The sequence below is a fragment of the Polaromonas naphthalenivorans CJ2 genome (assembly GCF_000015505.1).
Taxonomy (GTDB): Bacteria; Pseudomonadota; Gammaproteobacteria; order Burkholderiales; family Burkholderiaceae_C; genus Polaromonas; species Polaromonas naphthalenivorans.
Genome location: NC_008781.1, coordinates 3,302,923 through 3,315,615, shown reverse-complemented (window position 1 = coordinate 3,315,615; position 12,693 = coordinate 3,302,923). Strand labels below are relative to the sequence as shown.

Below are 12,693 nucleotides of genomic sequence, written 5' to 3'. Positions count from 1 at the left end.
ATGTTGAAGCATCGCGTGATTCCCTGCCTGCTGCTGAAGAATGGCGGCCTGGTCAAAACCAAAAAGTTTCAGGATCCCAAATACGTGGGCGACCCCATCAACGTCATTCGTATCTTCAACGATAAAGAAGTAGATGAACTCATCGTTCTCGATATCGAGGCGAGCAAGGCCCAGCGCGAGCCTAACTATGAACTGATCGAACAGTTTGCCGGTGAATGTTTCATGCCCCTTTGCTACGGCGGAGGAATCAGCACGGTCGAGCAGGCTAAACGCCTTTTTACCTTGGGCGTGGAGAAAGTATGCATCCAGACTTGGGCGCTGGCGGATTTGCAGCTGGTTCGTGACATCGCGGACCGCTACGGCAGCCAGAGCGTCGTGGTTTCAGTCGATATCAAAAAGAACCTTTTCGCCAGCCATCGCCTCTACGCATCTTCCACCGGAAAGATGCTGGATTTGCCGTGGCAAGACTTTCTGAACAAGGCGGTTGCCGCCGGTGCCGGTGAAATCATGCTCACTGCCGTTGACCGTGATGGCACTTTGGCAGGCATGGACCTGGCACTGATACACGCGGCCTCGCAATCATGCCCAATTCCCCTCATCGCGGCAGGCGGGGCGGCCACATTATCTGATCTGCGTGCCGCCGTGGACGCCGGCGCCAGTGCCATAGCCGCTGGCGCGATGTTCATTTTTCATGGACCTCACCGCGCGGTGCTTATTACCTACCCTCAATACAACGACCTTGTGTCTTTACTGGATAAGTAGATGAATACCCAATATCAGCTTTGCACCCGTTGCGTGATGGACAGCAGCGACCCGGCGATCAGCTTCAATGCTCAGGGCATATGCAACCATTGCCGTGAGTTTGACGAAGTAAGCGCCAAGGGGTGGTTCCCCAATGAAGAAGGCGCCAGGCGCCTTGCTGTGATGGTGGAGCAAATCAAGGCAGAGGGCAAAGGCAAACCTTACGATTGCATTCTTGGCCTGAGCGGTGGCGTGGACAGTTCTTATCTCGCACTGAAAGTGCATGAGCGGGGCCTGCGGCCCCTGGTCGTGCATGTTGATGCCGGCTGGAACAGCGAGCTGGCCGTTGCCAACATTGAAAAAATAGTGAAGTTCTGCGATTTTGACCTGCACACCCATGTCGTGGATTGGGAGGAAATGCGCGACTTGCAACTGGCATTTCTTCGCTCGGGCATTGCAAACCAGGATGTGCCACAGGACCACATTTTTTTCGCGAGTATTTATCACTATGCGACTAAACATGGCATCAAGTACGTGCTCAGCGGCGGCAATCTGGCCACCGAGGGTATTTATCCAAAGGCATGGACCGGGAGTGCCATGGACGCTATCAATCTTCATGCCATCCATCGCAAGTTTGGCCAGCGCAGGCTAAAGGATTACAGGACGGTGAGTTTTTTCGATTACTACCTCTGGTATCCCTTTGTGAAACAGCTGCGCACGGTTCGTCCGCTGAACTACATGCCCTATGATAAAAAAATGGCTGTAGTGGAACTGGAGCAGAAAATCGGCTGGCGAGCGTATGGACGAAAGCACGGTGAATCCATTTTCACGAAGTTTTTCCAGAATTATTATTTGCCCGCCAGGTTCGGGTATGACAAACGGCGACCTCATTTTTCGAGTTTGATAGTTTCGGGGCAAATGTCTCGCGACGAGGCTATGGAGAAACTGGCCGAACCCTTGTATTCTCCGAAAGAGCTTGAAATAGATATTGCTTATCTGTGCAAGAAACTGGGAATTGGCCGCAATGAGTTCGAGGAATTTATTATGGCGCCCAAGCACAGTTTTCTGGAATATCCGAATTGGATCAGTCTCCAGAATTTCATCAAGAAAATGCAGGGGCTGGGCTTTCGTATAACAGGAAGAAAAATCAGCATTTATTCCTGAGTATTTTTATGGCTCGCACTGACCCAGGCGCAGGGCAGTCGAGCGCGGATTTCGCTAACTGGCACAGTTCAGTGACTGAACCGGGATTTTGACCGTATGCCTGAGGCATTGGCCGGGCCGCACTTCGTGATTTTTCCATGCGCTGGGTTTCAGGGTGGCATCCATAGAATGCTCTAATCGCAATTCAACAGGCTGCAAGGAATTGAAAATGAAGAAAAGCAATATAAAAAATATATTAATTATTTCTGTTTCAGTTTTTCTTTTGCGGCTGGTATATTTCGTGCAAATTTCAGAATCAAATGCTTATCTGGGATATTTGCCATTGAAGCTAGATGCATTTAATATATTTGTTTCTGCGCTTATGGTAATTTGCATCGCGTTCATCATTCCTGTAAAGATTGAAAGACCCTCCGATTTTTTTCTCTTATTTTATGGAGTGATTGTGCTGTTGTCGTGCACCATTTTTTCAAGAACGACAGTAATAATTGATCAATTTGGTGCAATAATTTTGTTTGTCATCTTGTTAATTCCTGCATTAGTGGTAAAAAAGATCCACATTTTTAAGTATAAGTTGAAAATTGTTGGTTGCTTTAATCCAAACATTTTGTACTATGGCTTGGTGGCGATGATTGCGCTGGCTGGCATAGCCGCTGCTACGCGTGGTATCAGTGCTGGTTTTGATTGGGATTCAATGTATGATCGGCGCCTAGAAGGACGAGTAAGGATTGGTGAAGGAAACTTAATCGCCTATTTAATAGAAATGGCAGTTAACGGCTTTGCTCCATTTCTTGGCTACGTCGGGGCACTCAGGAATAAAGTTTTTTTCTTGATATTCAGCATTTCTTTTAGCATTTTTGCATTTTGGTTATTGGGTGTGAAGGCTGCATTTTTGATGACCTTAATTTTTGTACTGATGGGGTTTATGACGAGGCGGAATAAGTTACAGCACTTGCCAGCGGTTGTTTCTTATGGAATCATTTTTATTTGCTTATCGGCGCTGGGTGAATATGCTATTTACGGATTTTCAGAGATTGCCGAAACCTTTGTCAGAAGGGCTTTTGTTGTACAAGGTGTTTTGCAATCATATTTTTATGATTTGATTGCAAATTTTAATTTGAATTCATTTCTCTTTGGACTTGATAAGTCCTATGGCCGCGTGACGTTTTATGTTGGGTCACAGTATCTTGGAAACCCTGATACGAATGCCAATACGAATGCATTTTTATATTCTTTTGCAACCAGTGGAATTTTAGGTTATATAGGAGCGGTTTTGTTTGTAGGATTATTTTTCTCAATCTTGGATAAATTTTTTTATTCTTTTAAGAGTAAGGATATTTTTTTTGTTGCAGCAGTTTATGCGCTTTTGCTTACAGAGCAGGCATATACAACTGCGATGGTTTCTTCCGGAGTGGCTGTACTTACTTTCATCGTATGGCTAATAAAAAGTGAACGGCAATCATCAATAAAATTAATGACGATTTCCAGGTGAAAAATATCTCTTTCATCGCCATGCTTTATTTTTATCTAGATATTATATTAATTTGTAAATAATGAAGTTCATTTGCCGCTTGGCTTGCTGATATTAATCTGATGGCTTGCAATGGATTGGATTATCAGACAGAGGCGGTGTAAATTTCCAGACTTTGTTGACTTGGTCGTCTGACACATGGCTGGATGTGATTGTTGTCTTTTTTCTTGCACCAACTATATTTTGAATGCTGGTTTTTGAAAATTTTTTGTTCAAGAACGATTGTTAAATGAAACACTCATTGAAAATTACGCATCTCACTTCGGCTCACCCTCGCGGTGACACACGGATATTCATAAAGCAGTGCCGGAGCCTGATTGCAGCGGGTTTTTCTGTTTCTTTGGTCGTGGCGGACGGTAAGGGTCATGAACTCCTGGAAGGGGTGCAGGTATTCGATGTTGGAAAGTTACCGGGTCGCCTGAAACGAATACTGATGACAACCGGACGTGTGTTCCGCCAAGCGCTTCTACTCGATGCGGATCTCTATCATCTTCACGATCCTGAGTTGATTCCCATAGGTTTGAAACTAAAGCGGTTAGGCAAGCGTGTTATTTTTGATGCACATGAAGATGTGCCCAAGCAGTTGCTGGGTAAGCCATATCTAGGCCCGCTCCGCTTGCGAGCATTAGCCGGTGCTTTCTCGTTGTATGAACGTTACGCCTGCAGCAAGTTTGATGGCCTTGTGGCTGCCACCCCTTATATTCGCAACAAGTTTCTGGCGATCAATCCGCGTACAGTGGATATCAACAACTTTCCCGTTCTTGGGGAAGTCGATGCTGCTATCCCTTGGAATAGCAAACAGGCTGAAGTTTGTTATGTTGGCGGGATTGCTTCTAATCGTGGAATCCACGAAGTTATAATGGCTATGGGTCAACTTCCTTCTACAGTGCGTCTGAACTTGGCTGGATGCTTTTCCGAGACAGCTGTCGAGCTTTTGACGAAGACGATGCCCGGCTGGCAACGAGTCAATGAGCTGGGTTTTGTTGATCGGCTTGGTGTTCGGGAGGTGCTGAGGCGTTCAGTTGCTGGGTTGGTTACTTTGCGTCCGATGATTAATTATCTGGATGCGTTGCCCGTCAAGATGTTTGAATATATGGCGGCAGGTATTCCGCCCATTGCATCGAACTTTCCACTTTGGCGGGAAATTATCGAGGGCAATGATTGTGGTTTGTGCGTTGATCCGCTAGACCCGGCAGCCATTGCGCGGGCTATCGACTATTTGGTTACTCATCCTGACGAAGCGCGTCGCATGGGTGAAAACGGGCGCCGCGCCGTGCTCGAAAAGTACAACTGGTCCATTGAAGAGGCTAAGTTGCTCAGTTTCTACGATCAGGTTCTGGCGTGTTGAAGGTGTTCTGTGCGCAGGGGCTGGGTTTGATGAGTGCACTTGCCAAAACCTTGGAAACCTCCAATGAACTCAAGGCCAAAGCGTATCCATTTATAACCAAAATTGCTGAGGTGAGAGTTCAGTATCTGTTGGTGGGCAGCAAGGGCGAGGCGGTCGCGCCGTATGGCGATGGCAGGGCGGCACAGAAAATAGTGGCACGGCTGGCCGAAGACCTGGCGGCATGAACATCTTGCTGATTAACCACTATGCGGGCTCGACCCGGCATGGCATGGAGTTCCGGCCGTTTTATTTGGCGCGCGAATGGGTGCGTGCCGGGCACCGCGTGCAGATTGTCGCGGCATCGTTCTCGCACATTCGTGCCAGGCAGCCGGAGCTGGATGGCGCGGTGCTGGAGGAACAGATCGAGGGCATCGACTACCGCTGGCTTGTGACCCCAGGCTACAAGGGCAATGGTGCGGGCCGAGTCAAAAACATGCTGGCATTCATGTGGGCGCTGTGGCGTGACAGCCCACGCCTGGCACGCGAGTTCAAACCCGATGTGGTGATTGCCTCCAGCACCTATCCGATGGATATCTGGCCGGCCCGCAGGATTGCCCGGCTGAGCAAGGCCCGGCTGGTGTATGAGGTGCATGACCTGTGGCCGCTCTCGCCCATGGAGCTGGGCGGTCTTTCACGCTGGCACCCGTTCATCATCTGGGTGCAGATGGCTGAAGACTATGCCTACCGCCATGCGGACAAGGTGGTTTCCATGCTTCCCAAGGCCGGGCAGTACATGTGTTCGCGCGGCATGGCGCCGCAAAAATTTACCTATGTGCCCAATGGCGTGGATGAGCAAGAGTGGGCGCAGCCGGCAGATCTGCCGCAGCCGGTGAAAGCGGCCCTGGATACCTTGCGCGCCAAAGGGCTTCCGTTGGTGGGCTATGCCGGAACGCATGGGTTAAGCAATGCCCTGGACGTGCTTCTGGATGCGGCGAGCCAGTTGAAAGGCAAGGCCGAAGTGGTCATCGTCGGCACCGGCCCGGATCGGGACGCCCTGCTGGCACGGGTGGCGAATGAGGATTTGTCCAACGTCACGATGCTGCCCGCTATTCCAAAGCAATCCGTACCCCGATTCCTGGACGGCGTCGATATTGCCTATATCGGCTGGCATCCCAATCCGCTTTACCGTTTCGGCATCTCACCCAACAAGCTCATGGATTACATGATGGCTGGCAAGCCGGTGGTGCATTCCGTCAGCGCAGGCAATGACCCGGTGGCGGAAGCCGGGTGCGGTTTTACCGTGCCGCCGGGCGATGCGGCAGCCGTGGCGCAGGCCATATTGAAACTGGCGGCCATGTCGGACGCGCAACGAAAGCTGCTGGGTGCGGCAGGAAAGAGGTTTATTTTAAAAAACCAGACCTATCCGCGTCTAGCTGCGAATTTCCTGGCGGCAACCGCCAGATCTGCTTCTGTTTCATAAGCCCTGTGCCCGCGCTGAGCCAGGCGCTGGTGGTGTCGAACGATAAATCAAAACCCCCCGAAGGAGAGCGAATGATGTGGAAGATTCAACTCTTTAAACTGAATTTCGATCACCGCGAGCGAGATGCGGTCCTGGAAACGGTTGACAGCGGCTGGCTGACCATGGGCGAGCGCATCCTGGGGTTTGAAGCTGCCTTTGGCGATTACCTGGGCCACGGCGCGCGTTGCACGGCGGTGTCAAATGGGACGGCGGCCTTGCACATGGCCTTGCTGGCGCTCGATGTCGGCCAGGGCGATGAGGTGATTATTCCGGCCCTGACGTTCGTGGCGGACGCGAACGCCGTGCGCATGGTGGGGGCGCGTCCGGTGCTGGCGGACTGTGCTTCCCGGTCGGACTGGAACGTGTCGGCCGAGTCCATTGCACGGAAAATCACGCCCCGCACCAAAGCCGTCATTGTGGTTCATTACGCCGGCTTTCCGTGCGACATGCCGGCCATTGCCGCGCTGTGCCGCGAGCGCGGACTCAAGCTGGTGGAGGATGTGGCGCATGCGCCGGGCGCCTCGATTGCCGGGCAAATGTGCGGCACTTTTGGCGATGTCGGGTGCTTCTCGTTTTTCAGCAACAAGAACCTTTCCATTGGCGAGGGCGGCATGGTGGTGGCTTGCGACGGGAATCTCTCCCAGCGATTGCGCTATCTGCGCTCCCACGGCATGACCACGCTCACGCTGGACCGGCACAAGGGGCGTGCCGCCACTTACGATGTGGCCGAGCCGGGGCTGAACTACCGGATGGACGAAATACGGGCCGCCATCGGTCTGGTGCAACTGGACAAGCTGCCTGCCGGAAACCTGCGGCGCAAGGAGCTGACGGAGCGCTACCGGCGCAACCTGGCCGGCTCGCCGCTGCAAATGCCTTTTGACAATCTTTCGGCCGATGTGGTTTCGGCCTACCACATTCTTCCGGTGCTGCTGCCGCAGGCGTGCGACCGCATGGGGGTGATTGAGATGCTGAAGACCGCAGGCGTGCAATCGAGCATTCACTACCTGCCGTTTTCGGGATTCACGGCCTACAGGGAGTATTTCACCGCGCAGGATGCGCCGCTTGCCGAAGAAATCTGCAGCCGTGAATTGACCATGCCCCTGTATCCCACGATGTCCGACAGGGAGGTTGACCTGGTGACGGGCGCCTTGCTGGGAGCAGTGGCATGAGCACCGAAAATTCGATACTTGCACTGATAGGCCGCGACCGCCCGCTGTTTGACGCGGACGTTTCCCGCTACGAACAGGAACTCTCTGGCCTGGTGGCTGGCAACCGCTTCCTGGTGATTGGTGGTGCCGGCTCCATTGGCCACGCCGTCACGCGCGAGATTTTCAAGCGCAACCCCCGGGTGCTGCATGTGGTGGACATCAGCGAGAACAACATGGTGGAGCTGGTCAGGGATATCCGCAGCACGCTGGGCTACATAGAAGGCGATTTCCGAACCTTTGCCATCGACTGCGGCGGGCGGGAGTTTGTCGCGCTGATGAACGGATCGGCCGGCTACGACTATGTGTTCAACCTGTCGGCCCTCAAGCATGTGCGCTCCGAAAAAGACCCCTTCACCCTGATGCGCCTGATTGAAGTGAACGTGCTCAACACCATCAAGACGATTGATCTGGCCCGTGAGCATGGCGCGCGCAAATATTTTTGCGTTTCCACTGACAAGGCGGCCAACCCGGTCAACATGATGGGCGCCAGCAAACGCATCATGGAAATGTTCTTGATGCGTGCCAGCGATGCGCAGTCCATCTCGACGGCGCGGTTTGCCAACGTGGCGTTCTCCGATGGTTCGCTGCTGCATGGTTTTAACCAGCGCTTTGCCAAGCGCCAGCCCATTTCCGCGCCTAACGACGTGCGGCGTTATTTCGTGACGCCGCAGGAGTCGGGCGAGCTGTGCCTGATGTCGTGCCTTCTGGGCGAGAACCGTGACATCTTTTTTCCCAAGCTCAGCGAGTCCCTGCACCTGACCACGTTCTCCGACATCGCCGTGCGCTACCTGCGCGCGCTGGGCTACGAGGCGCACGAATGCGCCAGCGAGGACGAGGCGCGCGAACGTACGCCGGAACTGATTGCCCAGCGCAAGTGGCCCTGCTACTTTTTCAGCAGTGACACCACCGGCGAGAAGGATTTTGAAGAGTTCTTTACCGACAAGGAGACGCTGGACATGTCGCGTCTGGCCAGTGTGGGCGTCATCAAGAACCCGGCTGGCTTTGATCAGGCGCGTCTGGAGTATTTCGTGAAGACGCTCCATGCCATTCAAACCCAGCCAACGTGGAACAAGGCTGAGATGGTTGACCTTTTCAACACCATGATTCCCGACTTTGCCCACAAGGAAACCGGCAAGTACCTGGACGCGAGGATGTAGCCATGCAGCGATTTTTTGACATTCTTTTCACAAGCCTGGCCTTGCTGGTGTTGTCGCCGCTGCTGGTGCCCATTGCCATCGTGCTTCGCCTGACAGGCGAGGGCGAGGTGTTCTTTCTGCAAGACCGGGTCGGCAAGGGGGGCAAGGTATTCAAGCTTTACAAGTTTGCGACCATGCTCAAAGATAGCCCGACCATGGGAACGGGAACAGTCACCGTGAAGAACGATCCGCGCGTTCTGCCGGTGGGGCGTTTTTTGCGCAAGACCAAGATCAATGAGTTGCCGCAGCTGATTAATATTCTGAAGGGAGACATGTGCATTATTGGCCCGCGCCCGCAAACCCAACGCTGCTTTGATGCGTTTCCCCCGGCTGCGCAGCAGGCCATCAAAGAAGTTTTGCCGGGCTTGTCAGGCATTGGCTCCATCATGTTCAGGGACGAGGAAAATCTGCTGCATGGGCATGCCGACGCGCGTCATTTTTATGACCATGTGATTGCGCCTTACAAGGGCGCGCTGGAACAGTGGTACGTCAAAAATCAGGGCTTGAGAACCTATTTCATGCTGATCGGCTTGACCCTGTGGGTGGTGCTGTTTCCGAAGTCCACTGCGGTGTGGCATGTTTTTGGCACTTTGCCGAAGCCGGAGCCCGAATTGGCGCGGGCGTTTGGGTGAGGGCGTTGCGAAGATGCCAAACTGGAAATGTGCGCGGCCTTCCAGCGAATTCCGGATTTTGCGCGCGTTACTGCGCAGGGCCATCATTGTGGCGGCGATGCTGGGGGGCTTCACTGCCTATCGAGATACCCTGACAATTATCGGCACCCCCCCCACCATCCATAACTATTACGTCGCGACCACGGGTTCCGATGCCAACGCGGGCACGCAGGCAGCGCCGTTTCGCACCATCAAGAAGGCCGCGAGCGTGGCCAAGCCCAGCACCACGGTCCATGTCGCGCCCGGCACCTACGCCGAAACCATCACCTCCACGGTGAACGGCACGGCCTCGGGCCGAATCCGTTATGTCTCCGATACCAAATGGGGCGCGAAGCTCGTGCCCGCCGGCGCGGGCGCGAACACCATGTGGAAGGTCGATGGCGGCTACACCGACATCGACGGCTTCCAGGTTGACGGCAACGGCGGCACCAGCGTCAGGCAGGGCATCTACCTGACGGGCGGCAACTCCACGGTGAAGAACAGCTGGGTTCACCATGTGGCGCTGAATTCCGGATGCGATGGTGATGGAGGCGCTGGAATGGTTGCAGATCAGGGCCGAGGGGCGGCTTTCAACAATTATGATTTCGTAGGCAATCTGGTTCACGACATAGGCGGCAGTTGCGACACTATCCAGGGTATTTATCATTCTTCTTCCGGAACCGTAAAGAACAATATTGTGTATGCCACCAATTACGGCATTCACCTCTACCATGACGACCACAATGTCGACGTTGTGAACAACACGGTATTTGGAAACCGTTGGTACGGCATTGTTTACGGGGGGTGTGAAAATGCCTACAACAACGGGTGCCCCACTTCTGGCGTCAATATCCACAACAACATCGTCTATGACAATGCTGGCGGGATTACCGGCCCGAACGCCGATGAGGACACCGGCAAGAATTCGATCAAGAACAATATCGTGTTTGGAAGCCGTGTGTACGGGGATTTTGAATTGGCGCCGAATGCGCAAAGCCAAGTGTCGGGAACGATCAGTGCCAATCCTCAATTCTTCAACTATGTCCGTACCCGCTTTGCCTGTGTTTCAAAGGGCTCGATCAACCGGGCCTGCGTACCGTAGGCCCATCCCATTACACACAAGTCCGTAACATAGGCAGCTCAATGACAAAAGGTGCGAGTGCATGGGCTGGGCGCAACAGGAATTCGAGACGATTGATTTGGGCGACCCGCGTCTGAACCGGCGCGCCGTGCTGCTGGCCGAGCGGCTGGGGCAAAAGCCCGGAGCGAGCATTCCGGGGGCGTGTGAGAACTGGGCCGAGATGGCAGCGGCCTACCGGTTCCTGCGCAACGAGCAGGTCAGCTGCGAAGAGGTGATGACGGCCCACCGCCAGGCGACGATGGGCCGCATCCGCGAGCACGCGGTGGTGCTGTGCCTGCAAGACACGACCGAGTTGGACTACAACGGGCAGGCGATGACGGGCCTGGGGCCGCTGAGCTATGAAGCCCAGCGCGGGCTGTACCTGCACCCGACCTACGTGGTCACGCCCGAGCGCGAGCCGCTGGGGGTGATGAACGCCTGGACGTGGGCGCGCGAGTTCAAGACGGGCGACGCGCCGCGGCGTGCTCGAAAGCGTGCGTTGGGTGGAAAGTTACGAACGTATCGCCGAGCAGGCCGGCGAAGTGCCCGGCACGCGCCACGTGTGCGTCGGCGACCGCGAATCGGACATCCTGGCGCTGCTGGTGATGGCGCGCAAGATGGACCATGCGGCCGACTATTTGGTGCGCTGCCAGCACAACCGGGTGCTGCCCGAGGGCGGCAAGCTGTGGGATGAGGTCATGGCCGGCGCGCCGCTGGGGCATATACGCTTTGAGATGCCGGCCCGACGCGGGCGCAAGGCCCGCGCGGTCGAGCAGGAGGTGCGCGCCCAGCGCATCGTGCTGCCTGACCTCCAGGGCGGCGAGCTCGAAGTGACTTGCCTCATCGCCTCGGAGGTGAATGCCCCGGCAGGCGCCAAGCCGGTGGTCTGGCGCCTGCTGACCAACCGGGTGGCATCCACGCTGCAGGACGCAGTGGAACTCGTCAATTGGTACCGTGCTCGGTGGGAAATTGAGCTTTTTTTCTTGGTGCTTAAGGAGGGCTGCCGTGTCGAGCGCTTGCAGCTGGCCGACACCGAGCGGCTGCAAACCGCGCTGGCGCTGTACATGGTCGTTGCCTGGCGCATCAACCGCTTGATGCGGCTGGGGCGCACGTTGCCCGATTTACCGGCCGACCTGCTGTTCGAGCCTGACGAGTGGCGAGCAGCGTTCATTCTGAACAAAAAGCCCGTGCCCCGGCAGACTCCCACGCTCAACACCGTGGTGCGCTTGATTGCCCAGCGCGGCGGCTTTTTGGGTAGAAGGCACGATGGCGAACCGGGTGCCAGGACGATTTGGCTGGGTATGCAGGAGATTGCCGTCTTCGTTGAGGGTGCCCGTTATGCCCGACAGTTCAACGATGGGTGACTTGTGTGTAATGGGATGCCGTAGGCCTTGTCAGCGATGACGGCCGCATCCCGATGGCCTGGCCTTGTGACTCCCTTATCACTTGCCTGGAAGTAAATCGTGAAAGCATCGCTGGCAAGTGCTCATGAAAAAGCGGAAGCGCCAATAAATCAATGTCGATTTTTTTTGGAAATTAAACATGTTGAGCAAACTGCGAAATTTTCTTGATTTATTAGTGGAGATTGCAAAACTTCCAGTGACACACCTGCACTTCGATCTTGATCTAAATCCTGATGACGTCAGGTTGACATATAAGCATTTCACCAAGCCGCATGAAAAATATAAGATATTTAAAAACAAATCCCTGGGTGCTGCATTGATAGATTTAGGGCAATTCAATACTCGGGAAGATTATATGAATACCCATCATCGTGGGGTACGCGATGCTAAAAAAGCTAAATCACGAGGCTATGTATTTTGCGAGATAGACAGGAATAATCACATAGATGGAATACATGAAATAAATACATCCCTTGAGGTCAGGCAGGGTCGGCGCATGGATGCATATTATCTGCAGAAAAACAGTTATTACGAGCCGCTTAAAAACTACAAGTATTATGGAATACTGGATCGTGGTGGCAGATTGATGGCCTATTGCAATATGGGGATTTATGGTGATTTTGCAATATTTTCCCAGTTGATGGGTTATAGGAATAATGATGGCATTATGAATTTACTGACGACGGAGGCGATTTGCCAGTTTATTGGTGACAGCGCAATAAAATACATCATGTACGATACTTATTTTGGTGCGAATCCTGGCCTTAAAAAATTCAAGACAATAATTGGTTTTGAACCTTACCGGGTGAAATATCATGTCAAATAAGTTCCGTGCTT

11 protein-coding genes and 1 pseudogene are annotated in these 12,693 nt (G+C 53.7%); all 12 read left to right on the top strand.

The window, feature by feature from the left end:
• The 12 genes and pseudogenes from PNAP_RS15615 (at position 1) to PNAP_RS15560 (ending at position 12,682) form a co-directional block, all read left to right on the top strand.
• Complete coding sequence (locus PNAP_RS15615) at positions 1 to 762, top strand: AglZ/HisF2 family acetamidino modification protein (protein WP_011802492.1); 762 nt, start codon at positions 1 to 3, stop codon at positions 760 to 762.
• Positions 763 to 1,905, top strand: coding sequence for an N-acetyl sugar amidotransferase (locus tag PNAP_RS15610; RefSeq protein ID WP_011802491.1), 1,143 nt, complete (start codon positions 763 to 765; stop codon positions 1,903 to 1,905).
• A 208-nt stretch (positions 1,906 to 2,113) separates the two neighbouring features.
• Entirely contained in the window at positions 2,114 to 3,394 is a 1,281-nt protein-coding gene (locus PNAP_RS15605) for a hypothetical protein (protein WP_157040306.1), read from the top strand.
• Positions 3,395 to 3,662: 268 nt separating this feature from the next.
• A complete protein-coding gene (locus PNAP_RS15600; RefSeq protein ID WP_011802489.1) occupies positions 3,663 to 4,781 on the top strand; it encodes a glycosyltransferase family 4 protein in 1,119 nt (372 codons plus the stop codon).
• The gene (locus tag PNAP_RS15595; protein ID WP_157040305.1) at positions 4,775 to 5,005 is read left to right on the top strand and encodes a hypothetical protein; all 231 of its coding nucleotides are present in this window, start codon (positions 4,775 to 4,777) and stop codon (positions 5,003 to 5,005) included. The genes PNAP_RS15600 and PNAP_RS15595 overlap by 7 nt, the downstream gene beginning before the upstream one ends.
• Complete coding sequence (locus tag PNAP_RS15590; protein ID WP_011802488.1) at positions 5,002 to 6,240, top strand: glycosyltransferase family 4 protein; 1,239 nt, start codon at positions 5,002 to 5,004, stop codon at positions 6,238 to 6,240. Before PNAP_RS15595 ends, PNAP_RS15590 begins: the two co-directional genes overlap by 4 nt.
• Positions 6,241 to 6,311: 71 nt before the next feature.
• Positions 6,312 to 7,448, top strand: a complete 1,137-nt coding sequence (locus PNAP_RS15585) for a DegT/DnrJ/EryC1/StrS family aminotransferase (protein ID WP_011802487.1) — start codon at positions 6,312 to 6,314, stop codon at positions 7,446 to 7,448.
• On the top strand, positions 7,445 to 8,644 hold the full coding sequence (locus PNAP_RS15580; protein WP_011802486.1) for a UDP-N-acetylglucosamine 4,6-dehydratase: 1,200 nt from the start codon (positions 7,445 to 7,447) through the stop codon (positions 8,642 to 8,644). The genes PNAP_RS15585 and PNAP_RS15580 overlap by 4 nt, the downstream gene beginning before the upstream one ends.
• Positions 8,645 to 8,646: 2 nt before the next feature.
• Positions 8,647 to 9,315 carry a sugar transferase gene (locus PNAP_RS15575; protein WP_011802485.1) on the top strand — a complete coding sequence of 223 codons (669 nt, stop codon included), beginning with the start codon at positions 8,647 to 8,649 and terminating at the stop codon, positions 9,313 to 9,315.
• A gap of 13 nt (positions 9,316 to 9,328) precedes the next feature.
• On the top strand, positions 9,329 to 10,435 hold the full coding sequence (locus PNAP_RS15570) for a DUF1565 domain-containing protein (RefSeq protein WP_011802484.1): 1,107 nt from the start codon (positions 9,329 to 9,331) through the stop codon (positions 10,433 to 10,435).
• A 61-nt stretch (positions 10,436 to 10,496) separates the two neighbouring features.
• Positions 10,497 to 11,817, top strand: a pseudogene (locus tag PNAP_RS15565) (IS4 family transposase).
• A 178-nt stretch (positions 11,818 to 11,995) separates the two neighbouring features.
• Positions 11,996 to 12,682, top strand: a complete 687-nt coding sequence (locus PNAP_RS15560; RefSeq protein ID WP_011802482.1) for a hypothetical protein — start codon at positions 11,996 to 11,998, stop codon at positions 12,680 to 12,682.
• Positions 12,683 to 12,693: the final 11 nt, after the last annotated feature.